Here is a 26,228-nt window from a genome sequence, read left to right on the forward strand (position 1 = left end):
TAAAACGAAGGAGGTAGGAATCCATTTATGGCCACAAATTCGAATCTTAGCCGCCGCTTAATCGCAAACACAGACGTCCTTGCCGCCATCGCCATCGTCTTCATTGTCGTCATGATGGTCATTCCGCTGCCTCCCTTTTTACTCGATATTCTACTGACCTTAAGCATAACTGCCTCAGTCCTAACCCTCATGCTCGCTGTTTTTACAAAAGACCCACTCGACTTTTCCGTACTTCCTTCCTTACTCCTTATGATGACCTTGTTCAGGCTTTCCCTGAATATCTCCACAACTCGCCTGGTTCTTCTAGACGGCTATGCGGGAGAAGTTATCCAGCAGTTCGGAGCGTTTGTTATTCGTGGAAACGCCGTCGTGGGTTTTGTCGTCTTTGCTATTCTGGTCATTGTAAATTTTATCGTTATAACCAAAGGTTCTGAGCGTGTATCAGAAGTTGGTGCTCGTTTCACTTTGGATGCGATGCCGGGAAAACAAATGAGTATCGATGCGGATTTGAATTCAGGGATGATTACAGAACAGCAAGCTCGGGATCGCCGTAGGAAGATTCAGTCTGAAGCAGATTTTTACGGAGCGATGGATGGTTCCAGTAAATTTGTCAAAGGGGATGCCATCGCGGCAATTATTATTCTCTTTATTAATATTATTGGGGGATTCATCTCCGGGGTTGTGATTCGGAAAATGGATATGATGGATGCCCTCCATACCTACACCTTACTGACTATTGGTGATGGCCTTGTTTCGCAGATTCCGGCTCTCTTGATCTCCACGGCAACTGGTTTAGTCGTTACTCGTGCAGCCTCAGATACAAACTTAGGTCAGGACTTGTCCAAGCAACTCTTCCAGACGCCGAAAGCACTCTACATCACGGCCGGGGTTGTGTTGGTTCTGGCAATGCTTGGATTACCTCCAATCCCTTTAATTATCGTTGCTCTCTTTCTCATTGGCATAGGGCGGTTTATGGAGAAAGATACAAAGAAGGCAGTGGTCGAAGAAACTGCGGCAGCTCGGGAGACCGCGATAGAAGAGAGCAAGAAGCCAGAGAACGTCTTAAATCTCCTGAATATCGATCATATGGAACTTGAATTAGGATATGCGTTGATCGCCCTTGTCGATGTCCAACAAGGTGGCGATCTTCTCGATCGAATCGTCCTGATTCGTCGACAAGTTGCCAGCGAACTTGGATTTATCGTACCTGTAATCCGGGTTCGAGATAATATGAACCTTCAGCCCAATCAATATTCGATAAAAATCCGGGGAGCAGAAGTGGCCGGGGGAGAGATTCTTGCCGATCATTATCTGGCTATGAGCAGTGGTATGGAGGAGGATAGTATCCCAGGCATTCCGACCAAGGAACCAGCCTTCGGACTTGATGCGAAGTGGATAAACTCTATGTACCGCGAACAAGCGGAAATGTACGGGAATACCGTTGTCGATGCTCCGACGGTTCTGGCGACACATCTTACGGAAGTGATTAAGTCAAATGCCTGGGAAATCTTGAGCCGTCAAGATGTAAAAACGCTTATGGATCATGCTAAGGAGCAGGCTCCGGCCGCAGTCGAGGATGCCATGGAACACTTGAACCTCGGACAGATTCAGAAAATCCTCTCGAATCTTCTCCGGGAAAGAGTCTCCATTCGGGATATGGTCACGATTCTTGAGACGCTTGCGGATTACGCCAGCTCGACGAAGGACCTCGACCGCTTAACCGAATATGTCCGTCAGTCTTTGGCGCGCCAGATTCTACAACCCTTGCTCAGTGCAGATAAACTCTTACCTGTGCTCACCTTAGAACCGAAGCTCGAACAACAGATTTTGGATAGCATTCAGCCTTCGGACTTTGGAAATTATATGACACTTGACCCGCGTGTCTTGCAAGAGCTGATGCAAGCGCTCAGTCGGGAAATGGAGAAGATGGTGCTCAAAGGGTATACCCCCATATTGGTCTGCGCCCCTGTGGTGCGGATTAACTTAAAAAGGGTGACTGAGCGGCAATTGCCTCAGCTTATCGTATTATCTTATAACGAACTCGTTCATGGAGTTCAAGTTCAGGCTGTAGGGATGGTGATGACTGGAAATGCGGGTTAAACGATTTGTCGGAGATAGTGTAGCAGAAACCATGGGAAAAGTGAAACGAGAGCTCGGTTCAGATGCGGTGATCCTTCAGACTCGGCAGTTTAAGGAAGGTGGCATCTTTGGCCTTTTCGGAAAGCCGAGAGTAGAAGTAATGGCCGCAATTGAAGAGCTACCGGTTTCGAAAAAACAAAGTCAAAAGACCAGTAATACCTACCCAGCGAACTCTTATGCACCACAGAAGGAAACACCTTCTCCAAGTGGAGTAGAGTACAATGGCATGGGAACTCCATCTGTGCCACAGCATACAGATATACCCCAAGGGTCACAGGGGGACACGTCCACGTACACGAATTCTCTGAAAGCAACTGAGGCGAATTCCGTCGAGGAAGAGCTTCAGTCCATGCGCAAACTTCTGGAAAATATGAACCGCCAGATGGAAGGGCTTGAGGGGGAGCAGGGGGTCTGGCCTGTACCTTTGCAGAAATGGGCAGAGCTTCTCCGAGAGCGTGGTGTTAGTCCTAAGCTTACGAAAAGACTTCTCAGGATGGTCCAACAAAATGTTCGGGAAGAGGATTGGGCTGAAGATCACCGTGTAAAGCAAAGCCTTAAAGAGGGGATTCGTCAGATTTGTTGTAATACGGCTTCGATCCAACCGGGGGTACGCAAGCCACGAATCGTTGCTTTAATCGGGCCGACGGGTGTTGGAAAAACGACCACGATTGGCAAGCTTGCGGCTGGGTTTAGTATCGTGGATAAGCGGCGTGTCGCTTTGATTACGGCGGACACCTATCGTGTAGCTGCCGTAGAGCAACTCAAAACCTTTGGTGAGATTATCGGTGTACCGGTCGACGTCGTGATGACTCCGTCTGGGCTCAAAGAGGCAATCGAACGTCACTCGGATAAAGAACTTATTTTTATTGATACCGCCGGCCGAAGCCCACATCATGATTTGCATATGTCAGAGCTTAAGTCCTTTCTAGATAAGGCTCAGCCTGATTTAACCCTACTTGTTATGAGTGCCTCAACCCATTCCTCGGATCAGGCCAAGATTTTCGAGCGCTTTGAAGCGTTAACAACCCACTTTATTTTTACTAAACTTGATGAGACCATCAATGGGGGAGCGATTCTAAACCTCCTCGAAAGAACGGATCAGCCTGTTGCTTATATTACGAATGGACAAAATGTCCCTGATGATATAGAAGTCGCGACACCGGAACGCTTAACCCGTTATATTTTGGGGGAGGGGGATGTCCGTGAATGATCAGGCAAGGGTGTTAAAACGCTTAGCCTCCCGCCAAAGTGTCGGTAAGAAATCGAGTTTACGGGTCATCGCCGTGACGAGCGGTAAAGGTGGAGTGGGTAAAACTAGCTTTAGTGTCAATCTTGGTATGGCCCTGATAGATTTTGGGTATCGCGTTATCTTGATGGATGGGGACTTAGGACTTGCCAATGTAGACATTGCTTTAGGAATCACCCCACGGTATACCTTAGAACACTTACTCAATGGAGAGAAAACCTTAGAGGAGATTCTGGTTTATGGTCCGAAAGGAATTGGAGTTCTTCCAGGGGGATCTGGGGTACAAGATTTAGCTAATATCGAAAGAGAACGGCTGGGAGAGGTACTTAGAAACCTTGGACGCCTAGAATCCCTGGCAGATATCGTAATTATAGATACAGGAGCCGGCTTAGGACATACCGTCATTAATTTTCTCAAGGCTGCCGATGATATCATCTTGATTACGACACCTGAGCCGACAGCCCTAACGGATGCGTATGGGCTCTTAAAAACCTTGCGGACGGATGATCAAGCGATTTTAGTGAATGTTGTAGTGAATCGAGTTCAGCGGGAAGCTGATGCACGGGCAACCTTTGAACGACTTGAGAGCGCTGTTCGACGGTTTTTAAATGGCTCCCTGAATCTCCTGGGGTGGGTATACGAAGACCCAATGGTTGGAAAGGCCGTCATGAAGCAAGAGCCTCTCGGGTGTACCTATCCGGAAAGTGCAGCCTATCAATGCATTCAGTGGATTGCGGGCTCCGTATCTGGGCTTTATCTAAGACCCCCCCGTCAATCGGGTGGGATTAGAGGCTTTATATCAAATCTTTTACGCACATTTTAGCGTGGTTCAACAACGTCCTCAGTGTGGGATTTCCCATGGAAGAGTGTAATAAAGAAGGATTTTGATGATCGTGAGGGGGTGAGGTTGTGTCATACCGAGAGAAGCTAATCTCCGGGTTACAAGTAGAGTTGCATGTACTCGAAGGGGACTATAAAGGACATCACAAGACGCATGTGGACGAAGTTGGCCAGAAACGAATTTCTGTTTATGCTCCACAGAGTGAAGGGACGATTATTCCCTTGAAAGAAGGAACCCGGGTTGAAATCATATTTTGGGATGACGTCGCTTCTTATACGATGGATTCGGTAATCGTGCAGCGTATTGCAGTTCCAGTTCCAATCTTAGTCTTAGAATTTCCTGATGATATCCGTAGAGTTCAGCGACGGAATTTTGTTCGAGTCGCCGCCTTCTATCCGATTACGTTCCAAGTTGTAGAAAAAACAGGCTTAAGTGATGTGAAAAAAGCAAATATGCTTGATCTCAGTGGTGGGGGAATGCGTTTCCAAGCGAAGGAAAAGCTCGATAAAGGAACCATTTTATATGCCTACCTTGAGCTACCGTCAGGAACGCTTGGGACGCCGGGACGGGTGTGTCGAGTAGAACCTATTGAGAACACTAACAAGTTCTCCATGTCAGTGGATTTTTATCAAATCTCCGAACGGGATCGCGATCGCATCGTTCGATGTGTTTTTGATATCCAAAGAGACATGCGCAAGAAAGGATTGGTCTAGTTTATGGAAATCACTCAACTCCAAAGGGATGCGTTGCGTGAGGTTGGAAATATCGGATCAGGACATGCTGCGACTGCTCTCTCTACGTTACTTCAGCGCAGAATTGATATGTCCGTGCCTGAGGTCTGGGCAATCTCTTTTGAAGAGGTTGCTTCAGTAATTGGCCAACTCGACTCCCCTCAGGCGGTCATTTACGTCAAGGTTGAAGGAGATGCCCCCGGAAAGGCAGTATTCTTCTTCCCAGTAGAGAGCGCTGAAATCATGGTGCAAGCACTGTTTGGCTCGAAGGAGTCCTTTAATCTCTTTGAAGATGAGATGGCACAATCTGCACTCAAAGAAGTTGGTAATATCATGGTTAGCTCGTTCCTTATGGCGCTGACACAGTTTTCCGGAATTCCGTTGCAGCCTTCAGTGCCCGCTTTGGCTGTTGACATGGCGGGGGCTATCCTGGATGCCATCCTCTTAGAAGATGGCTCACTCGAGGATAAGGTTCTTTTTATTGATACCCAACTCTCTGGAATTCCCCAGATTGAGGGACAATTTATCTTTTTACCGAATGACGGTTCTTTGAGAAAACTATTGGGAGCTTTAGGGATATGAGCAATGTTATAAATGTAGGTATGGCTGACCTTAAGACGACAAAAGCACCGAATATCCTGATGACTGCTGGCTTAGGGTCCTGTATTGGTATATGCGTTCACGATCCGATTGTAAAGGTGGGTGGGATGGCTCACATTATGTTGCCAGCGGCGAACGGAAACAACGGCGGGAACCCAGCGAAATATGCGGACTCCGCAATGGAGATTCTTATCGCAGATATTCTTCGCCTGGGTGCGCAAAAATCTCGATTACGTGCCAAGATAGCAGGCGGGGCTCAGATGTTTTCTTTTCCCGGTAAGCCACCTGTTTTAAAAATAGGAGATAGAAATGCAGAAGCAGTTGCTGAGGAACTGAAACGCTTTGGGATTCCCTTGATTATCTCAGATGTGGGTGGAAGTTTTGGACGGACCATTCATTTTGATGTCGGGACTGGGGATCTCAAGGTTCGTACAATTAACCACGGCGAAAAGGTGATTTAGTGTGAAGATGGATACTCTGCGTGTCTGGGCCTGGCGTTTAGCCCTTGTGGTTTCTCTTGTTGTCGCGCTGCTCAGCGTTGTGAGCGGAGTCTCATTTCTCCAAGTGGTTCTCCGAGGCATTCTCGGGTTTGCTCTTATCTATGGAATGAGCGTGCTAAGTATATACCTCTTCGAAAAAACGGGTTTCAGTTCGGAGCCAGAAGTCGGGGCATTATTAGATATAGCTGTCGGTCAAGAGGATGAACTTCCTTCAGCTTCTATGGAGCAGGGGGAAGATCTTGCAAAAAAAACATATGGACAAAAGAGCTATTCGACTGGTGGGATTGGACAATCACCGATTCCTGGCCAAGTAAATCAAGAACTTGCTCAAGGGCTACCAAGTGAAGAAAAACAAGCAGAAATCGTGAGGCGAATGGGCTGGGGAGAATAATTCAAAGGAGGGAGAGCCAACATGATGCAAAACCCTTATGAGGCGGCCAATCGGGGACCGTGGAAAGTAGAACAAATTGAAAAATACTTGCCTTTGGTCAAGCGTATTGCCGGTCGGTTGGCTATTTCCTTACCTCAACACGTCGATGAAGATGATCTCATTGGTTACGGGGTTTTCGGATTACTAGATGTATTGGATCGTTTCGATGTCAGTCGAGGAGTAAAGTTCGAGACCTATGCTACCATTAGAATTCGTGGCGCAATGATTGATGGGTTAAGAGCGATGGACTGGGTCCCACATTCTGCACGCCAGAAAGTGAAGCATATCCAAGAAGCCTTTATCGAAGTTGAAGCTCAACTGGGACGCCCTGCTACGGTATTGGAAGTCGCTGCCCATCTCCAGATGGATGCTCACGACCTCGAAGGGGCAATTCTTCAAGGACAAATGCTCAATCTAACCTCCCTCGATGAGATGGCAGCTGGTGAGGATGGAGATTCCCATCTCTCCCCCCTTAGTCAGCTAAAAGACCCTCTAGCCCAAGAGGCTTATCAAGAAGTAGAACTTAATGACCAACGTCAGCTCTTAGCAACAGCAGTTGAAAAACTTCCAGATAAGGAAAAGCTCGTCGTTGCACTGTACTATCAGGAGGACTTAACCCTCAAGGAAATCGCCGCCGTTATGAAGCTGTCAGAATCGAGAATTTCCCAGTTGCATTCTCAGGCTATCCTACGTTTACGAGGCCGACTAAGCAGGCAGAAGAAGAATTTATTCTAACCAAGAAAACCTTAAGTTTTGACAAACTTTTTACGATAATCTACATGGACTCTATTTTTTTATGGAGGTGATGCCATGACAGGAATCAATGTCCTTTCCACAGGAGTATCCCCAAAAAGCAAAGAAGAAGGATTCTCCGTTTCAGAAAAAGCCCAAACAAGTATGGATTCAGCGGTAATTGACTTCGCTACAATCTTAGGCGGTTGGGTCGCACAAATGAGTGGACAGGGACAAAACTCTGGATTCCAGAGCAATGAGCCGGCAGGCAAGGAAGCCAATTCCGGACGAAATGCCCTATTAGGGTTAGATGGGTTGCAAGCGATGATTGGAACCATCCAAGGATACGGAAATCCTCAGGAGGTTCGGGTGGAAGAGGTGCAAGGTAAGCAAGTCCAAACTCTCATGGGATGGACTAATGGACAAGGGAGTGAAGTTCCCACAGGGGAGGGTACGCTCGAATCCCTTCTTGCACAGATTAAGAATTTGCAAAACTCAGCTGCAACATTTAATCCAATAGGTAACATAGGGGAAGCATACCGGTCAGGGATGATGACGGAGCAACCTCTGGGGAAGAACTCCCCACAATCGGAGTTGGATTTATATAAAGGTGTGATTTCAGAATTACTTAAGGAAATGTCAGGGAAGATTCAGGAAGTAACTGGGAATAACCCCGAATCTTTAAACACTTCTGCACAACAAAAGATAGAGCTAGTAGCGCAACGCCTGAATAGTGGATTGTTCACTCAATATGTAGGTGGGAGACAGTTTCAAGCGGTAAGTGATGATAGTTCATCTTTGATTTCGAGTCATTCCGCGAGTGTCCAAGAAGACGAGGCTCTTTTGGCGAAAGGACTTCTGCAGGTAACTAATTCGGCAAAGCCTAAGACTAATATGGACTCGATATCCTTAACTAATCAACACTTACAATCCATTGCCCAGTTCACTGATGAACAAAAGGGTAAGCAAGAAAATAAGCCAGACATCCGTAATAGCGTACTGGAGAATCCAGGTAATATAGTTTTCCAGAAACACGAGGCAGTAAATACTAACCCTCTTAGTGAGGAAGTTTTGCGCTCAGTACCGCTTTCTACGCAAGAAGGAGATCTAGCAAAAGGGGGGGGGCCGGAGAAAGGCTCTACCCCACAAAAACGCTTCAGTGTAGAGGATACTACGGCACAAGACCTTACTTCGGAAGGTACTGGGATTATGAGTCAAACTAAAGAAAATGTTCAGTTACAATCAAAAGTGGAGAATAAAGTAGAATTGCCAATCTGGGCTCAGGTCGCTCGTGATATTCATGAAAAAGCCTTTCAAGCCAGACCCAATATACGGGAACTGGATATTCAGCTTCATCCCGCGGAACTTGGGCAGATTCGCCTCTCCTTAAGGTGGGAAGATGGTCAAGTTCACCTTCGGATGGTAGTCTCTGAATCTGGAACGGGGCAAATGCTTCAATCAAACTTATCCGACCTTAGAGAGAATCTCTCCCAGTTAGGAATTCAATGTGGAATGCTTGAAATGGGTCTTGGCGATCAACAGAGAAATTCTCGCGATCAACAAGGTCAAGAAGCTTTAAATCAAGCACGGGTAAATCGTGAGGAGTCCCAAGAAATTCAAAGCAACAACGAATTAGATACCTTGAGCGTTACAGGGTTACATGAATCCAAGGAAGTCAGTAACCGAATCAATGTAACCGCGTAGGAGGAAGTCATGAGTACTACAGTTAATAGCACACCCTATACAAATAATACTTCGTCGACAGCGAAGTCTAGTGACAGCAAAGTCGTCTCCGATGCTGTCGGCAAAGCCCTTGGGAAGGATGACTTTCTGAAGCTGCTTACTACAGAGCTCAGAAACCAGGATCCGCTTTCTCCGATGGATAATAAGGATTTCATCTCGCAAATGGCCCAGTTTAGCTCACTTGAGCAAACGAATAACATGGCAAACTCGATGGAAACTTTGAATACCAGTATATCTTCACTTTTCCAGCATTCTCTTTTAAGCCAAGGTGCGGCCCTGATAGGCAAGCAAGTTGCTGGGATGGATAGTACAGGGGATTCTTTAATTGAAGGGATAGTAGAAGCTGTGAAGTGGTTGGATGGAAATCCCCAGCTTCAACTCCGGATGGCAGACGGAAGCATAAAGGGTATGGAAATGAATGAGATTATTTCCGTATCGGAATCGAAGAAAGGAACAGATCAAGTGGCCAACCCGGAGACTGAGCCGACTGTGCCAGATACAGGGTCTTCGGATAGCGAAATACAAATGTAAGTTACAAGAAGTAAAATATGGCCCTAAATGGGTATTAAGTGAAATTGGGGGAATGCCTCGATGCTACGTTCTTTATATTCAGCCATTTCTGGACTTAAAAATCACCAAGTTAAAATGGACGTTATCGGTAACAACATTGCCAACGTCAATACAACAGGCTTTAAACGGAGCCGTGTGACCTTCTCTACTATGCTTAGTCAAACTATGAGGGGTGCTTCCTCACCTTCAGCAAATCAAGGAGGAACAAACCCTGCTCAGATTGGTTTAGGATCCATGCTTGGCTCAATTGACCAGATTATGACTCAGGGAAGCTCGCAATCAACGGGTAAAGATACCGATATGATGCTTCAAGGCAATGGATTTTTTGTATTAAATAATTCTGGTCAGACTGTCTTCTCAAGATCTGGGGCATTCAGTCAAGATAGTAATGGAAATCTTATTGATCCTGGAACAGGTGCTTTGGTTCAAGGATATATGTGGGGCACTGACGGTTCAACCGCTGCAGATTGGTCGACCCCCCTTGTACCGATAAAATTTGCTATTGGAGATACAGTTCCTGTTGATACAACGACAAATGCTTTTGATATACCTGGGTCCGCGTTTGTAAAAACTACAACGGGTAGCTGGGTGTATTCGAATCCAGCACTAATTGGAGTAGATACTGCATCAATCGATGTGACTGCTATAACCGGAACTACTACCGTTGATGAAAATACTGGTACAATTACGACAGATACAGATCCTACTGCGGGTGGTCCTTATACGATTACAGGTGTTGTATACCCTGCAGCACCAACTATACCTCAAGCTACACTTACCAGCTTTAGTATCGACCAAAGTGGTATTGTTACTGGGGTATACAGTAATGGTACGGCATCAGCTACCAAGCGAATTGGACAAGTAGCTATTGCTAAGTTTGCAAATGACGCGGGCTTATCTAATTTAGGAAATAGCTTCTATGCTGCGTCAAATAACTCAGGAATTCCCTCGATTGGTTCTGCAGGTGCACAAGGGCGTGGAACAATCGTCCCTAGCGCCGTTGAAATGTCCAACGTTGACCTTTCCCAAGAGTTCACTGACATGATCGTTACTCAGCGTGGCTTCCAAGCGAATTCTCGTGTTATCACAGTATCAGACACTCTGCTTCAGGAACTAATCGATCTGAAACGTAACTAATCTTAAAGGTTAGCTGAGGTTAACGCGCTAACTCTTTGAAAATGCTTGAATAATCCCTAACGGGAGGAACGAAACGATGCGTTTATTAGGTACTGCTGCCTCTGGGGTTCGAGCTCAGCAGGCAGCCTTAGATACCGTGGGAAATAATATTGCTAATGTAAATACTCCGGGGTATAAGGCAAAGCGTGTGGAATTTGCTGAGGCTCTCGCAGCTGAATTACGGCCCGAAGGGATGACCTCAAATGGGGCTCCTGTAGGTGAGCGAATCAGCGTGGGCGCGGGAGTGGTTTATCCCGCGATTAGCACGGATTTTCGTCAAGGAACCTTTGCCGATACGGGAAATCCTTTTGACCTAGGGATAGATGGAGAGGGATTTTTTCCTGTTCGAATGGCCAATGGTCAAAGTGGGTATACACGGGTGGGAAACTTCCAGGCCGATGCCCAAGGGAAGCTCGTCAACGCTGAGGGGCAAACACTTGAAGTTCGTATACCGCTGGACGTGACAGACCTGAGCGTGGATGATACCGGTAAGATTACAGGACTCCTCAATGGAGAACAGAAGGTTTTTGGACAAGTCATCTCGGACGCTCCAGAAGGGGAACAACTTAATTTTCCAGTTGGGACGCTTCAGACCGATGAACAGGGACGGCCACTCGATTGGACGGGTGGAGTTCTCCCTGCAGCTTTAGTCATCCCAGAAGGAGCTGGGGAAGTCAGTATGAGTCCAGATGGAATGATCAGTGGTCTCATTAATGGGACTCGCGAATCCTTGGGTCAAGTGACCCTAGCTTCCTTTATCAATCCTGATGGCCTGGAAAAGAGCGGAGAAAATCTCTTTCTTGTGCCGAATGTCCCAGGAGTAACCGGTGCGGAGCTCATTGGGGTGCCAGGGAGTCAAGTTCAGAATCAATCTATAGGAAAGCTCCATACACAGGCTTTAGAGCAATCCAATGTCGATCTGGGTTCAAGCATGACAGACCTAATTCAAGTCCAGAGGGCCTATCAGATGAATGCCCGAATGATTACGAATGGAGATCAGATGTGGAGCCTAGCCAACTCCTTAAGGAGGTAATTAGATGTCTGGATGGTTAGATCTTCCGGTAATGAACGTCTTAGAGAAAGGACTGGATGCTTCCAGTCAAAGACAAAGAGTGTTATCCAATAATGTAGCCAATGTGGATACTCCGAATTTCAAACGTTCGGACGTCGACTTTCAAAAGGTTCTCGGTCAGGCCTTAGGAGTGGTTGGGGATGACCTGCCACTTAAGGTCACTTCTCCTTTGCACCTCCAAAAGCCGGATGCTATCAATCAATCTGGAGTTGTCACGGATCAAAATTCGACCTTCCGAACGGATGGAAATAACGTGGATATCGACCGTGAAATGACCAATGTCGCAGAAAACGGTCTATATTATAACTCGGTGACTCGAGCTGTTTCCTCTCAATTGGGACTTTTACGCATGGTTATTCAACAAAAATAAAATGCTTTAATACTTCAGGTGAAGCAAAAAACTCCACCTGAAGTGAGTTTACTTTGGGATGAAGTAGACTTACTCCAGGGAGGAAGAGGTAGGGAAAACGATGCTAAGAGGACTTTATACGGGTGCATCAGGAATGCTAGCCGCTCAAACCCAGAGTGAAATCATTGCCGATAATGTGGCTAATATCCGTACTCCAGGTTACAAGGGGGAAGAGGCAAGCAATAAAGCCTTTCCAAGTATGCTTTTGGAAAGAACCAGCACAGTCGGAGGAATGCCTGAGAATATGCCGATTGGGGGTATGGGAGCAGGCGTCGTTGTCGACCAAATCACTCGGATGAATGTTCAGGGTGCCCTTCAGACCACTGAGCTCTCCACAGATTTGGCCTTAACTACTGATGGCTACTTTGCCGTGGAAACCCCGAATGGGGAACGATATACCCGAAATGGGCATTTTCAGCTGAATTCCGAAGGTATGCTACAAACAGTAGAGGGATTTCCTGTGCTTGGAGAAAATGGGCCGATTGGGCCTCTAACGAAGGATTTCACGGTCGATCCCAATGGAACCATCATGGATGAGGGACAGGCCATGGGTCAGTTAAGAATTGTTGAAATTCCGAAAGAGGCGCTTATTCGTGAAGGACAGTCTCTCTATGTCTCGAATCAACCGGCTCAGGCCTTTGTAGGAAATGCGGGAATTCAGCAAGGTGTAGTCGAGGGATCAAACGTAGACATGTCAGGTCAAATGGTCAAGATGATCACGGTAATGCGAGCCTACGAAGCCAATCAAAAGGTCATCCAGACCCAAGACGCAACCTTAGATAAGGCAGTGAATGAAATCGGAAAGATTTAATAATATTCAAAGATAGATTGAATAAGGAAGTGTTTTCATGGGCAGTCAGGTCGTGGTTTTTGCATTAGGACAAGAAGAATATGGCATGCCAATCGAGGTCGTACGTGAAATTACCCGATTAGGAGATATCCGTCCGATTCCTAAAGCTCCGGACTATGTTAAAGGGCTTATCAACATTCGCGGGGCAGCAATCCCCTTGATTGATTTGCATGTTCGCTTTGGTATAAATTCGGGCGGGCTTGTATCTGCCAAAGATGGAGAAGCATCCATCGAGAATGAGTTTGCTTTAATCACGGAAGTCGAGGGCGACCTCGTAGGCTTTGCGGTAGACCAAGTAAAAGAAGTTCGGATTCTGGATAATATCGCCCCAACACCGCCTCTTGTCACTGCTTCCTTTATCGGTGGGCTTGTCAATCTTCCGGATCGTATCATTATGCATCTGATCCCGGAAAGAATCCTCGAAAAAGAAGAACTTCTGGGAATATCTCAGCTCGCATAAGGATTAGAACAACCCTTTGACAGAGCAACTTTAAGTAAAAGGTTTATTACACGAAAGGAGAGAAAGCACTGATGAACTCGGCCGAGATGCTCCTTTTATTCCAGTTGCAAAGTATGAACCAGGCTTGGCAGGATAATTCGAAGACGGATTCTGGAAAGACAGATGCTTCACAGGCTCTCCTTTTCGCCACTTTACTTCAATCCGCACTAGCCGGGGGAAGTGGGTCAGGTTCGGGAAGTAGTTTAGCCTTAGAAGCCCTCACCGGGCAAGGCCTTTTGAATTCACAGAATGTCCTGGGGAATCCCATGAGCTTACCTTCTTCGGTAAACTCTTCTTCTTCTTCGGTCAAGTCTTCTTTGGATTCCTACAACGCTTCTAGAGTCGCTTATAATAGTGTGAATAAACCCGAAATAGAACAGCTCATCGCCGAGGTCGGACAGCGCTATGGAGTTGACCCCAATCTCATTCGCCAGGTCGTCATTGCTGAGTCGGATTTCAATTCCAAAGCAGTTTCATCGACTGGAGCGATGGGATTGATGCAGCTTATGCCTGGAACCGCCCGCTCTTATGGTGTCGACGATCCCTTTGACCCTGTGCAGAATCTGAACGGTGGAACTCGTTTTCTACGGGATCTTTTGAATCGCTTTAATGGGAATATCTCGCTTGCCTTAGCAGGTTATAACGCCGGTCCTGGTGCAGTTGAAAAGTATAATGGAATTCCGCCCTATCGTGAGACGCAGAATTACGTGCAGAAAATACTTAATGGAATAGGCAAATTTGACGCGCAAGCGTAGACTTGGAAGCCCTTCACTTGTAAATGACTACAGAGGAGGGCTTCTTCCTCGCCCAACAGGTCTTATGGAACCTTGACCTCCAACACTGGAAAACCTATAATATCTTCAGTAGAAGGTTTTCCTTCCAAAGGGGTGGGAGATGGCAGACTATTATCTATATCTATGGAGGGCAACTTGGTTTGAAGCACTAGGACTTTTGTGCCTGGGTGTTTTTGTCGTGGCGCGTTTAATATGGAAAGCACTTACTATACAGAAACAGGGCTCAGGACGCTTTCGAAAGTTAATCATCGTTTTAAAAGTAGTAGGGTGGGTTGGAATTCTTAGTGCCTATCTTCTCATGCTTCATGGGGTTGAACCGGATTGGTTTGCCAAAGCCCAATGGATTCAAGGAGAAGTTCAAGGGAAAACCATGACTCTGAGCTCTCGAAATCCCTATACCATAGAGATACAATCGGAAACTGGCCCGAAGACCTTGTTTGTCGATGGATTTTCCTATCAGGAACTCAGCCCTGGGCAGAGAGTTAAAATGAGCTATCTGCCTCATCGGTTAGAAGTAGTGACGTGCGAAATTCTCCCTAAATAGGGCAAAAAGCGTAAGATTGGAGGGAATAACCTTGAGCGCAGAGGTTTACTTCACTAGCCTAAAAATAAAGAATGGTCAAAGCCTCTTGAACAAATTAGAGCAACTTATATCCCGGTCGGGCATTCTTGCAGGGATTGAGGAAAAAGATTTGGTAGCGATCAAACTCCACTTTGGGGAACGAGGAAATCTCGCCTATATTCGCCCTCAATTTGTACGCAGAGTCGTGGACCAAGTAAAGAAGATAGGTGGACGCCCTTTTTTAACGGATGCCAATACACTTTATGTGGGATCTCGATCGAATGCAATTGATCATCTAGAGACGGCCATCGAAAACGGATTTGATTATTCCGTGGTGGGAGCCCCTCTGGTGATTGCCGATGGACTAAATGGGAAAGACTATGTCTCAGTACCTGTTAATCTAAAGCACTTTAAAGAGGTTAAAATCGGAAGTGCCACCGTTCATGCAGATGCATTAATTGCCATCACCCACTTCAAAGGGCATGAAGTAACCGGTTTTGGCGGAGCTCTCAAGAACATCGGAATGGGCCTTGGAAGCCGTGCTGGAAAGCAACAACAGCACTCAGATCTACGTCCCAGTATTAATGAAAAGAGATGTATTGCATGTGGCAAATGCAAGAACTGGTGTCCAGCCTCTGCAATCACTGTAGAGGGTAAAGCTCAAATCAATCAAGAACTCTGTATCGGGTGTGGGGAATGTACCATAACCTGTCCCTACAAAGCAATTGCTGTAAATTGGAAGACGACGCCAGACATAATTCAAGAGAAGATTGTGGAGTATACCGTGGGCGCTTTGAAAGGAAAAGAAGGGAAGACGGGTTATATTACGTTTGTAAACAACGTATCCCCTCTTTGTGACTGTTGCGCTTGGAATGATATCCCGATCGTTCAGGATATCGGAATATTAGCTTCTAAGGACCCTGTTGCTATCGATCAGGCTGCTGTGGATTTGGTGAACCAGGCCCACGGAAATCCTCATTCCATCTTAGGGGAGCGGCATCAGGAGGCAGATAAGTTCCGTGTCGTCCATCCAGGGGTGGATTGGTCTGTTCAGTTGGCTTATGGCGAAGAGGTCGGACTTGGGACTCGAGCTTATCAGCTCATCACAATTGGGTAGTGGATTGTTGAGAAATTCTTTATAAAACCAGTTAATGGTAAACACTGTAAAAAATCTCATTCCTTTCCCAACACAAAAGTGTCGTAATATGATATTATAGGTAATAAACTAATTATAGATGAGGGAAGGAGGGGTGAGGGTTTATGCGTATTCAAAAAGTCAACGATACTACAATCCGCATCTTCATCTCCTTTACCGAACTTGCTGAACGTGATGTTTCTATGGCTGACTTATTTCAACGTTCTCCAAAGAGCGAACAGCTTTTTTGGGAATTGATCGCTCAGGCAAGGGAAGAAGTGGAGTTTAATCTTGACCAGCCTTTCTGGATTCAGGCAACAGCGGCTTCGAATGATGAATTCGTGATTACTGTGATGAAGCAAGAAGATGGTCTGGAAACGGTGGTCAAAGAAAAGGAGAAAAAGCGTCCGAGTCGGACTAAGGTTACGGAATGGGTGTATGTCTTTGAGGATATCGAGGATGTCCTCGCCGCAGTGAAGCGCATTCCTGACTTCTCACGTGTACGTTCCAGCCTCTTTGAATTTGAAGGTGAGTATTATCTAGCCGTTAGCCACCTTGGCTCAGGTAAGAAAAAACAAATTGCGGAAGCCATGTTTGATGAGTATGGAGAACTTGTGGACATCGCCAAGCTTTTCTTAGAAGAGCATGGGAGAGTTATTCTTAAGGAGCGCGCTTTACAAACGCTAAAGACGCAATTCAAGTTTTGATTGAGATCAGCTCAGTGGTTTAGTGTATATTTGGCAATGCCGAGTTTTATTAATGAGAAAGAAGCATGTGCAGTTTATCATAGTGCGCATGCTTCTTCTTTTGAAATTTCGCTCTGCGTAGGTTGAGTTGATAATTTAACTATGTAATAATAAAAGTTGTGGAAACTTTACATATTTTTCACACAAGTTGAACCCGATGATGTAGGAATAAGTCCGGGATATGTTGTAAACAAGACGAACAAACGACTTTACCTTTAAAGTTTTGAGTTTGAACCGTTGAGTTGCAAAAAATACAAGGCTGTGAATGTTTCTTAGAGGCTCTCAAAGCGAGGTCGAAAGAAAGTACTACACCTTGATGGGGGCCAGTGTAGTCGTTCGTAGTTTGAATCTCAATCGGGGTTAGGGGAGCAGAATTCATTAAGCTCGTACCTCCTGTCTTGCATGTACGCCTATCATATGCTATCTGCCCTGTCGAAATCCTAAAAATGGCGCGGGAAAGTTAGGGAGAAATGCTTGGAAATTTGTCTGAATACTAAGGAGTGTCAGATTATGAGAGATAAGAAATCCTTGCTACGAGCGTTACCTGCAGTTCATGAGGTCTTCGCTCAGCTCGAAGGCATGAAAGAATTCAGTCCGATATTGGCGAATAAAAGTATAAATCAGCGTGTAACCGATAAGATTCGTCAAGTTCTTCAGGAAGCCCGGGACAATATTTTAGATGAGGGAACTTTAGAGGCATCGGCTAATAGCACTGAGGGGTTATGGAGCCTGCAAAGTGGGGAGTTCGAAAAAGAATTATGGCCTTGGCTCATCGCTAAGCTTCAGAAGGGCTTAGTGATAAACCCGAGAAGTCTGAGAAGAGTTATTAATGGGACTGGAGTTGTTCTTCATACCAATTGCGGGCGGGCAGTTTTAGCTCCCCAAGTCGCTGAATTTATCGCGGAACAGGCTTGTCGGTATAGTAACCTTGAGCTGAATTTGGAAACCGGAGAGCGCGGTTCCCGTTATGTCCATGTGGAGAAGCTGTTATGTCATTTGACCGGAGCCGAGGCAGCGATGGTCGTGAATAATAATGCAGCCGCAGTGCTTCTGGTGATGAATACCTTCGCCCAGGGTCGTGAAGTTATCGTCTCAAGGGGAGAACTCGTGGAGGTTGGAGGTTCCTTCAGGATTCCCGAGGTCCTTAAAGCCGGAGGGGCACGTTTGGTTGAAGTGGGCTCCACGAATAAAACCTGGCTCAAAGATTACGAGGGAGCGATTGGGCCAGAGACGGCAATCCTGCTTAAGGTCCATACAAGTAACTATCGAATTGAAGGCTTCACGCATTCCGTCTCAGGGCAAGAACTCACTGAATTGGGAGCGCACTATGGGATTTCTGTGGTTGAGGATTTAGGGAGTGGAAGCTTTCTAGATGGTTCTACCCTTGGCTTTCATCCTGAACCAACGATTAGTCAAGCGATCAAAGCAGGGATTTCCTTGGTTACCTTCAGCGGAGACAAGCTCTTGGGTGGTCCTCAAGCAGGAATTATCGTAGGAAAACGCAAAGACATTGAAGCTTTAAGGAAAAATCAATTGACTCGGGCCTTACGGATTGACAAGTTGACCTTAGCTGCTTTGGAAGGGACGCTCAGATTATATGAGAGCGGGGAGGTCGAAAAAATTCCAGTCTGGAAGATGCTTTCGATGCCAGAAGCGGAATGTCAGGCCCAGGCAGAACAGATGAAGGCAGACCTCGAGGCCTATTCCGAGTTTCAGGTCGAGGTCCAGGCGAACTATTCCCAAGTAGGAGGAGGGGCGTGGCCGACAGAAGATCTTCCTACCTGGGTGTGTGCCTTAAGGCCAGTTGAAGGGTCTGTGACTCTGCTTGAGGAATTCCTAAGGGGAGGAGAGATCCCTATCCTCGCACGGATTCAAAAAGACTGGTTACTTCTCGATCCGAGGACTTTATTAGAGGGAGATAGAGAAGAAATCCTGAATCGACTTTCTCAATGGAGCCCTTCCAAGGAGTAGTAGCAGTCAAGTCCATATCCCAGCTGAGAAAGTATTGCTATAAAAGCCATTAGAAGCTCTCCCCAACGCAAACGTAGGGAGAAGCTTTTTCTTTTTTCGACATCTTTCTGTTGTTTAAAACACTCCCGTGAGGTTAAACTGGAATTAGTAGTGACAAATATGGTAAAATATTTTTAAGATTTTCACAAAGGGTATTTTCAGCATTTTCTTTTATTTATTTTTATATTTTTGGAGTGATTGTGTGAGGAAAAAATTATCCTTAACCTTGATTGTGCTTGCTTTGGTTGGAGTCATTGCTTCAGGATATGCTTGGTATAGTATGCAAAGATCTGGGTCAGGAATGGATACAGCGATTGGAGGAACGGCGGGCGAGACAGAAGAAGAGGTTAAAAATCGTGTGAGCCTTCTGCTTGTTGGTGCAGATCAGCGGCCTAATGAGGAGAAATTTAACACCGATTCAATTATTCTCGCCACAATTGACCCCACGGGGCCTCGAATTAGTATGTTATCCATCCCTCGAGATACTCGGGTTTCCATCCCCGGGCATTCGAATATTAAGATCAACTCTGTGGCCCCACTAAGCGATCTTGAAAACTTACAAAAGGTCGTTTCGGAGCTCACAGGGGTTTCTGTCGCTGGATATGTTCAGACGAACTTTGATGGGTTTAAGCAGATCATCGATACCTTAGGCGGAGTTACAATCGATGTCGAGAAAAATATGTATTATGAAACCGGGGATCAGGAGGACGGGTACATCAATCTAAAAAAAGGAGTTCAAAGGCTTGACGGATCGAAAGCGTTACAGTATGCACGATTTCGTCATGATGCATTCGCAGATATTTCGCGGACAGCTCGGCAGCAAGTGGTTCTCAAAGCAGTAGCGAAGGAGATGCTGCAGGTAAGTACCTTAACAAAGCTCCCTTGGCTAATTCCTCAATTGAAGGAGGCTGTGAATACGAATCTGGCACTTGGAGACATCCTTAAGCTATCTAAAGCTGCAGTTCAACTTGAGAATGCCGAGATTTATACTCAGACACTACCCGGAAAGTTCAATGATCTTAATGGAATGAGTTATTGGGAGGTCGATCCTTCGGAAGCTAAGGAAGTAGTTCGTAATCTTCTTCGAGGGATCACGACTGCTAAAGTCATAGAAGAACAGGAAGTGGATTTACTCAAACCCATTGTGACGAGTCCGCAGAAGCCATTACCCAAAGTTCCTGGGAATCCAGTCGATCCGAATGGACAGAAATCATCTGGATATCAGGAATTTGACCTCTCGACTATTGAAGTCGAACAGCAGGCTGTAAGTACGAAAGAGATAGATATAATTAAGTAGAGGGGGAGTTGGGATATGCCAGAGGAAGTCGTGCGAGGGCGCTCTCTTGAGGGGATCCGCCAGGAATATAGTCAGGCGTGGAGGTGTGGCCCCGAGGAACTAGAAGTGGAAGTCCTTGAAAAGCCAGGACTTCTTTCGCGTCAGTGGAAGGTCCGTGTTTCTTGGGACCCAAGCGATTCGAATCAAGAGGGTGAACTTTCTGTTGCTCCCACGGAGGAGAAAGAACAAGTTTGCTCAGTTCAGTGGAAAGAAGAGGATAAGAAGTACACCCTGGAATTGGCAGATACAGTAAAATTCGTTGTACCCTATCCACAAGCCGGAGCATTATATCGGGAGGGGCAGGTCCAAGAATCGACCTTCATGGCCGTTCCCGGGGAAATTCTTGAGTTTCAGCCTGCCTCTTATCTAGGGCAGCTAACCTGGGAACTTGCGATTCGGGATCAAGGGTTAAGCGCAGTTGCAATAGTGACTCATCAGAAGTCAGGGAGATATACACTTCCTGAGGCTATTCCTGCCGAGGTCACCCTACGTTTCGAAAAAGTGGTGGGCTGGTTAGAGGCGCAACCTGAAGGACCCTATTGGAATGAGGAGAAGCTAAAGACTGATTTGCAGGATAGCGGAATTATCCATGGAGTTCTTCCTTTGGTATGGTCGAAGGTCTTAGCGGCTGAAGGAGTCCAAACGGTTATTCTAGCAGAAGGAACTCGACCAATTGCACCGACACCGTCTCAGCTTGAGGATTATGTTGGGGAAGTGCAACAGCATGATATTGCTGACGAGCGAATCGACTTCTTTGCTTCAAAGGTGAAGTTGGTTCATGAAGGGGATATCCTGGCCAGGAAAATTCCGGGTAAACCAGGTATCGCTGGAAAAGACGTTCGAGGACAAGAAATCCAAGGTCTTATGCCTAAGGATTTCCTGTTCAAAGCAAAGAAGAATGTCCGTATATCTGAGGATGGACTTGAGGTCATTGCAACAGCAGCAGGTCTTCCTGTTCGAACAGATGATACTTCCTATAGAGTAGAAAGTATCTACATACTGAATCAGGATGTGGATTTGGCCTCTGGTAGTATCGAATTTCCTGGTGATGTCTATGTCTCTGGTAATGTTCAAGATGGGCTGCATATCTACTCCAGTGGAAAGGTTGAAATTCGGGGTTCGACTTCAAAAGCGGAGATTCGCGCAGAAAAAGGGCTTGTCATTAATCATAATGTCCTTGCTGGAAAACTCGTGGTGGGGGAACGCTTCGTGGTTCGCTCCGAACTCTTACGAAAAATTCAAGAACTCCACGAGGAATTAACAGCGTGTCTTATGCATACGAATGAACTTATTAACTCTCCGAATGCAAAAGGGCTTAGGCCTGGGCAGTGTCTTAAGATCTTACTGGAACGAAGATTTTCTGAATTACCAAAGCGTGCAGTGGAAATGGAGAAATATGTCTTAGGAACAAAGGACGAGCTTATCAATCAGGACTTAATCATCGCAGCTCAGGCAGCAAAACGTTTCTTGGCGGGTTTAGGCCCCCTTGATCCTCAGGCCTTACCCTTTTTAGAGCGTGTGAATAAAGCCTTCGAGCAGATTATTCTAAATATCTCGCTTGAAGTTCCGGAAAAGCTCAATTGCTTTGTGGAATATGCCCAAGGAGCAACCGTGGAATGTGGTGGAACATTTGAGTGTCGTAAAGGGACCTATAATTCGAATATCCGTGCCGATGGGGATCTGAGGATTGATGGGGTTTGTCGGGGCGGTAAGGTTATCTCTGGAGGGAATGTAGAGATTAAGGAGCTTGGCGGATCAGGGGTCAGTATGACAACGGTTCAATTTCCTGGGGCAAAGCGTTTAAAGGTAGGGTTTTGTCATCCGAATGTCATGATCATTGTGGATAAAGAAATCATCCGTATAGAGGAGCCTTATCGGTCACTTGAGGTCTATCGCGAGATGGGGCGGGTTCAGGTGGAACATTTGAGGGGGGAATAAAAGTAAGATTGATGGTAATGACGGACTTGTAATACTTAGAGCTAAAGAGCACAATGTGAATAAGCAGGTAGTCATCAAGTTAATCTAACTTCGAAAGGGTGTAGGGATAAATGGAAACAATGATTTCTCTGGAACGGGCTTTGGAAATCGTCTTGGCTCGGGTCAAGACGCTTGAGCCAGAAACGGTACGCTTAGTTGATGCCTATCAGAGAGTATTGGCACGAGACGTTCATTCGCAAGTTGATATGCCCCCCTTTGATCGCTCGCCTCTGGATGGATATGTTTATTGTGCGGGAGATTTAGATTCAGCCCCGCTGACCTTAAACATAGTGAGCGAGATTCCGGCTGGGACTTGGTCGGAGCGAGTCCTTGGCCCAGGTGAATGTGCGAGAATCTTTACAGGGGCACCTATACTACAGGGAGCAAATTGTGTGGTACGCCAGGAGGATACGGAGCAAATAGGAGAACAGGTGATAATCCACCAGCCCGTTATGCCCCATTCAAATGTGGTCTTAAAAGGGGAGGAAACGAAGCATGGGGAGCTTGCCTTGAAATCAGGTGAACTTCTCTCTCCCGCTGCGATTGGTTTACTTGCTTCTTTAGGGGTTGAAGAGGTTAAGGTTTATCGTCGGCCGAAGGTGGGGGTGTTATCCACGGGCTCAGAACTGATGGATGTGGGAACCCCACTCTTACCGGGCAAAATATATAATAGTAATACCTATACCATCAAGGGGCTTTTGCTTGAGGCAGGCTGTGAGGTAAAGGTCGCTCCTTTCGTCTCAGATGATTTAGAAGAGACCATTCAGGCACTCGAAGCGCTCCAGGACACCGATGTAGTCGTAACTACGGGAGGAGCCTCTGAGGGAGACTATGATTTGATTCGGGAAGCCCTGACGGGTATGGGGTGTGAGCTTCTTTTTTGGAAGCTGAATTTAAAGCCAGGGACTCCAGCCGCTGTGGGGGTAAAGGGTGATAAGGTTTTCTTCTCCTTATCAGGAAATCCAGCTGCGGCGGTAATCACCTTTGAACTTTTAGTTCGACCAGCGCTACGAAAGCTAAAAGGTCGGGCTTCCCAGGAAAGAACTTTTCCAGTTCGAATGGACAGTGGGTTTGGAAAATCAGGTAAGCAAAGACGATTCTTACGAGCGCGGGCAGTTTTCCGCAAGGGAGAGATATGGGCGGATCCAAATTATGCCCAGGGTTCTGGTATCCTGCGTTCGATGATGGGGAGTCACCTCCTTGTTGATGTACCGGGTGGACACGGGCCGGTAAAACAAGGGGAGACCTTGACAGCACGCTGGATTTCCTCCTGGGAGGAAGATTAGAATGCCTATTCCTGTGGTATCGATCGTGGGGAGACACTCGAATTCAGGAAAGACGACACTCCTTGTTAAGTTATTAAGTGAGGTAAAACGTCGAGGCTGGCGGGTTGCCGTCGTCAAGCATGATGTTCATGGCTTTGAAATGGATACGCCAGGAAAGGATACTTGGCGCTTTGCACAGGCTGGGGCAGATGTAGTCGCGATTTCTTCTCCTCATAAGATGGCGATCCTTGAAACAGTGCAAGAGGAACGCACTTTAGATCAGGTCCTCGAACGGATACAGGATGTAGATCTGATTTTTACAGAAGGATATAAACATGGAAAAAAACCTCGGATTGAAGTTTTTCGCTCCGAAGTTCATGAGGAACTTTATTCTCGGCCAGAAGATCTGATTGCGATTGCAAGCGATGTGCCGTTTGATGAAGGGGTGCCCTGCTTCGACTTAGAGGATGCGGTTGGGATTTGTGACTTTCTCGCGGAGAAGTATGGGTTAGGGTAGCCATAGCTAATGCACAATGCCGTATGAAGCTTTGGTGAGCAGACTGGGTCGAGTAGCTTCTCGCACATCCGTTCACTTAGCGCTCCAGGGCTGGCTCTCTCGCTTCCGTAGCAGCTTCGCCAAACCTCAGGGTAATACCTGAAGTGAACCAGTGGCTACGCTATGCCACGAAAGCTTCGTTCACTTTATCGCCCCTCCGCCGCAAATCGTTCTCTCCTGTGCGAGAAGCTACGCTTTCGGGTCTTTGAAGATTTCCCTAAGTGGCCTCCGTACTACGCAGGATCATTTTTTAGTGATGCAAAATAGGACGCAAGCCATCCTGCAAAGTGAGTTACGATTACAGACCGCGAGGTTTCTTCGCGAGCAGCTAGCAAACTTGGGCTAAACTGCACCCGAGATAGCGGGGTGAGCAACATGGACGTTGCTCACCGCCTATTGAGCAGGAGCGATTTAGGCGGGTACCCCGCAACTTGCAAAAAGCAGTTTCGCCCTTAGTTTGCTTTGCGAGCGTATTCCCGAGCGGCTGTATCGTAACTCGACTTGCAAGACTGGTTACCCTATTAGAAGAGTTTAGCGTATCCGTTCTAACTGTCGAGTTGCCCAGGGAAGAAGCGGGAAAGCTACTAAGGATGAGATGACGTTGAACAGCGTGTGGGCATTAGCGACTTGAAGGCTTAGGCTTCCTCCTATCCACTCTAGAAAGTTAGCCAGAGGAGTGAGAAACGGTAGGAAGAGGAGAACTCCGAAGAGGTTCAAGAGCACATGGAAGATTGCGACCCGTTGAGCAGCTCGGTTAGTTGCGAGGGAAGCTAGGACTGCAGTGAAGCAGGTCCCGATATTGGCTCCGAAGATAAAGGCGAGGGCCGTCGGTAGGGTTATCCAGCCATCTTCTGCGAGAAGCATGACTATTCCGGTCGTAGCGGCGGAGGAATGAAGGAGTCCAGAAAGTAAGGTTCCGGCGATTACTCCCTTGAAGTGATGATCGCCGAGCTGATGGAGAGAATTTTGTATCCATTCAAGTTCAGCGAGTGGGGCCATGCCGCTTTCTAGTAGGCTTAAGGCGAGAAACAGCATCCCAAGTCCCAAGCAAGAAAGGGCGAGATAACGCCAACGATCGGGGAAGAAAAGATAGCCTAACCCTCCGACTAGTAGGGCATAGGGGATGAACTGCTCTAAGGGAAGGGCGAGAAGTTGTGTCGTCACGGTAGTACCAATGTTACTCCCGAGAATGAGCCCCAGGGCATTTTGGAAGGGAAGGAGTCCGGAATCCACGAAGGAGACAGCCATGACAGTGAGTGCTGTACTGGATTGGAGAACGGCAGTTGAGAGGGTTCCACTCCAGAAGCCGCGCCACGGAGTTGAAGTCATTCGATGCAGGAGATTTCTGAAGGTTTCCCCCGCAAAGGCTTGTAAACCATAACGTAAGATATGCATGCCATAAAGAAGAAAAGTGAGTCCAAGAGTGAGAGCAAGGAGAATGGTCAAAGGAGGCCTCTCCTTTCTTTATTTTCCTATCTCAAAGTATATGGTGAATATTAAATTTGCAGAACAGGCGCATCTCGTGGGGGTAGTGCGTAAATTATCCCGAGAGGTGATGTTATGCACATTCGCCAGGGGAATGTTCGAGATTGGCCTTTTATGTATGAGTTAGGAAAAGAAGTCATTCCAGTCAGTATATCACCGTGGCGCCAACAACCTATGAAAGATACCTTGAAATACCGGGACAAGATTCATAAAGGGTTTTGGACCTGGATTCAACAAACCGATTCGAAGGTCTTTATCGCGGAAAACGATCAAGCGGAATCAGTAGGTTATCTGGTACTTTATCCCACCTCACTTGAGGAATTAACAGGTTTACATCAAGGTTGGGTCATGGATTTAGCGGTTCTTCAGGAGTATAGGAAGCAAGGAATCGGTAAGCTCCTCATGGAGGCGGCGGAGGCGTATTGTCGAGAAAATAAGATTTATTATCTCGGTTTAGCGGTAAGTAGTCATAACCTCCAAGCGCTTCAGCTATATCAAAATCTGGGCTATGCAGAAGAACGGAAATTGATGGTTAAGGTTTTAAAGGAATAATGTTTCGGAAGTATGAAAAGATGCAAGGAAGTAGAGAGCTTCCTTGCATCTTTGTAATTAGTAAGAGGATGACAAAAAAAGGCTTGCGACGAAGCGCCGCAAGTGAAGTAAAAGAGAGGAGTGGGGATAAAAAATTGGAAAACGTGAGACTAATTAGAGTGTTTCCCAGGAGACTTTTCAATATACATTTATGGAAAAATATTTTGTTTTTGTTCTAGGTATACTATCCCTACTATGATCTTTGTCTGAGGATATGACGAAGCTTATGATTT

26 protein-coding genes are annotated in these 26,228 nt (G+C 46.5%); 25 read left to right on the forward strand and 1 reads right to left on the reverse strand.

Annotated features, from left to right (window positions below; genetic code table 11):
* Positions 1–27: 27 nt before the first annotated feature.
* The 24 genes from flhA (at position 28) to mobB (ending at position 23,880) form a co-directional block, all read left to right on the forward strand.
* Positions 28–2,100: a flagellar biosynthesis protein FlhA gene (flhA, locus tag ACZ42W_RS05130; RefSeq protein WP_464168921.1), complete on the forward strand. Its 2,073-nt coding sequence runs from the start codon at positions 28–30 to the stop codon at positions 2,098–2,100.
* A complete protein-coding gene (gene flhF, locus ACZ42W_RS05135; RefSeq protein WP_464168923.1) occupies positions 2,090–3,349 on the forward strand; it encodes a flagellar biosynthesis protein FlhF in 1,260 nt (419 codons plus the stop codon). Before flhA ends, flhF begins: the two co-directional genes overlap by 11 nt.
* The gene (locus ACZ42W_RS05140; protein ID WP_464168925.1) at positions 3,342–4,208 is read left to right on the forward strand and encodes a MinD/ParA family protein; all 867 of its coding nucleotides are present in this window, start codon (positions 3,342–3,344) and stop codon (positions 4,206–4,208) included. The genes flhF and ACZ42W_RS05140 overlap by 8 nt, the downstream gene beginning before the upstream one ends.
* Positions 4,209–4,294: 86 nt before the next feature.
* Positions 4,295–4,939: a flagellar brake protein gene (locus tag ACZ42W_RS05145; RefSeq protein ID WP_464168927.1), complete on the forward strand. Its 645-nt coding sequence runs from the start codon at positions 4,295–4,297 to the stop codon at positions 4,937–4,939.
* Positions 4,940–4,942: 3 nt separating this feature from the next.
* A complete protein-coding gene (locus ACZ42W_RS05150) occupies positions 4,943–5,539 on the forward strand; it encodes a chemotaxis protein CheC (RefSeq protein ID WP_464168928.1) in 597 nt (198 codons plus the stop codon).
* Entirely contained in the window at positions 5,536–6,018 is a 483-nt protein-coding gene (locus ACZ42W_RS05155) for a chemotaxis protein CheD (RefSeq protein ID WP_464168929.1), read from the forward strand. The genes ACZ42W_RS05150 and ACZ42W_RS05155 overlap by 4 nt, the downstream gene beginning before the upstream one ends.
* 7 nt (positions 6,019–6,025) lie before the next feature.
* Positions 6,026–6,448 carry a hypothetical protein gene (locus ACZ42W_RS05160; RefSeq protein ID WP_464170865.1) on the forward strand — a complete coding sequence of 141 codons (423 nt, stop codon included), beginning with the start codon at positions 6,026–6,028 and terminating at the stop codon, positions 6,446–6,448.
* 24 nt (positions 6,449–6,472) lie between these two features.
* Positions 6,473–7,222, forward strand: coding sequence for a FliA/WhiG family RNA polymerase sigma factor (locus ACZ42W_RS05165; protein WP_464170867.1), 750 nt, complete (start codon positions 6,473–6,475; stop codon positions 7,220–7,222).
* Positions 7,223–7,297: 75 nt separating this feature from the next.
* The gene (locus ACZ42W_RS05170) at positions 7,298–8,923 is read left to right on the forward strand and encodes a flagellar hook-length control protein FliK (RefSeq protein ID WP_464168930.1); all 1,626 of its coding nucleotides are present in this window, start codon (positions 7,298–7,300) and stop codon (positions 8,921–8,923) included.
* A gap of 9 nt (positions 8,924–8,932) precedes the next feature.
* Entirely contained in the window at positions 8,933–9,493 is a 561-nt protein-coding gene (locus ACZ42W_RS05175) for a flagellar hook capping FlgD N-terminal domain-containing protein (protein ID WP_464168931.1), read from the forward strand.
* A 60-nt stretch (positions 9,494–9,553) separates the two neighbouring features.
* Positions 9,554–10,669 carry a flagellar hook protein FlgE gene (locus ACZ42W_RS05180; protein ID WP_464168932.1) on the forward strand — a complete coding sequence of 372 codons (1,116 nt, stop codon included), beginning with the start codon at positions 9,554–9,556 and terminating at the stop codon, positions 10,667–10,669.
* Positions 10,670–10,745: 76 nt separating this feature from the next.
* The gene (locus tag ACZ42W_RS05185) at positions 10,746–11,741 is read left to right on the forward strand and encodes a flagellar hook-basal body protein (protein WP_464168933.1); all 996 of its coding nucleotides are present in this window, start codon (positions 10,746–10,748) and stop codon (positions 11,739–11,741) included.
* Between the two features lie 4 nt (positions 11,742–11,745).
* Positions 11,746–12,150 carry a flagellar basal body rod protein FlgB gene (gene flgB, locus ACZ42W_RS05190; protein WP_464168934.1) on the forward strand — a complete coding sequence of 135 codons (405 nt, stop codon included), beginning with the start codon at positions 11,746–11,748 and terminating at the stop codon, positions 12,148–12,150.
* Positions 12,151–12,250: 100 nt separating this feature from the next.
* Positions 12,251–13,000, forward strand: a complete 750-nt coding sequence (flgF, locus tag ACZ42W_RS05195; protein ID WP_464168935.1) for a flagellar basal-body rod protein FlgF — start codon at positions 12,251–12,253, stop codon at positions 12,998–13,000.
* Between the two features lie 37 nt (positions 13,001–13,037).
* Positions 13,038–13,499, forward strand: coding sequence for a chemotaxis protein CheW (locus ACZ42W_RS05200; protein ID WP_464168936.1), 462 nt, complete (start codon positions 13,038–13,040; stop codon positions 13,497–13,499).
* Between the two features lie 71 nt (positions 13,500–13,570).
* The gene (locus ACZ42W_RS05205) at positions 13,571–14,293 is read left to right on the forward strand and encodes a lytic transglycosylase domain-containing protein (protein WP_464168937.1); all 723 of its coding nucleotides are present in this window, start codon (positions 13,571–13,573) and stop codon (positions 14,291–14,293) included.
* Positions 14,294–14,432: 139 nt separating this feature from the next.
* Positions 14,433–14,876: a hypothetical protein gene (locus ACZ42W_RS05210; protein WP_464168938.1), complete on the forward strand. Its 444-nt coding sequence runs from the start codon at positions 14,433–14,435 to the stop codon at positions 14,874–14,876.
* Between the two features lie 31 nt (positions 14,877–14,907).
* Positions 14,908–16,011 (forward strand): DUF362 domain-containing protein, encoded by a 1,104-nt coding sequence (locus tag ACZ42W_RS05215; RefSeq protein ID WP_464168939.1) that lies wholly within the window; start codon positions 14,908–14,910, stop codon positions 16,009–16,011.
* Positions 16,012–16,154: 143 nt separating this feature from the next.
* Entirely contained in the window at positions 16,155–16,736 is a 582-nt protein-coding gene (locus tag ACZ42W_RS05220; protein WP_464168940.1) for an adaptor protein MecA, read from the forward strand.
* A 549-nt stretch (positions 16,737–17,285) separates the two neighbouring features.
* Positions 17,286–18,746 (forward strand): L-seryl-tRNA(Sec) selenium transferase, encoded by a 1,461-nt coding sequence (gene selA, locus ACZ42W_RS05225; protein WP_464168941.1) that lies wholly within the window; start codon positions 17,286–17,288, stop codon positions 18,744–18,746.
* Between the two features lie 241 nt (positions 18,747–18,987).
* Entirely contained in the window at positions 18,988–20,082 is a 1,095-nt protein-coding gene (locus ACZ42W_RS05230) for an LCP family protein (RefSeq protein ID WP_464168942.1), read from the forward strand.
* A 15-nt stretch (positions 20,083–20,097) separates the two neighbouring features.
* Entirely contained in the window at positions 20,098–22,059 is a 1,962-nt protein-coding gene (locus tag ACZ42W_RS05235; protein WP_464168943.1) for a flagellar assembly protein A, read from the forward strand.
* A gap of 110 nt (positions 22,060–22,169) precedes the next feature.
* A complete protein-coding gene (locus tag ACZ42W_RS05240; protein ID WP_464168944.1) occupies positions 22,170–23,384 on the forward strand; it encodes a molybdopterin molybdotransferase MoeA in 1,215 nt (404 codons plus the stop codon).
* A gap of 1 nt (position 23,385) precedes the next feature.
* Positions 23,386–23,880, forward strand: a complete 495-nt coding sequence (gene mobB / locus ACZ42W_RS05245) for a molybdopterin-guanine dinucleotide biosynthesis protein B (RefSeq protein WP_464168945.1) — start codon at positions 23,386–23,388, stop codon at positions 23,878–23,880.
* 570 nt (positions 23,881–24,450) lie between these two features.
* Here mobB and ACZ42W_RS05250 read toward each other — a convergent pair.
* Positions 24,451–25,365: a Na/Pi cotransporter family protein gene (locus tag ACZ42W_RS05250; protein WP_464168946.1), complete on the reverse strand. Its 915-nt coding sequence runs from the start codon at positions 25,363–25,365 to the stop codon at positions 24,451–24,453.
* 114 nt (positions 25,366–25,479) lie between these two features.
* Between ACZ42W_RS05250 and ACZ42W_RS05255 the strand changes: the two genes are divergently transcribed.
* Entirely contained in the window at positions 25,480–25,956 is a 477-nt protein-coding gene (locus ACZ42W_RS05255) for an N-acetyltransferase family protein (RefSeq protein WP_464168947.1), read from the forward strand.
* Positions 25,957–26,228 lie beyond the last annotated feature (272 nt).

The sequence above is a fragment of the Desulfitobacterium elongatum genome, from assembly GCF_055378975.1.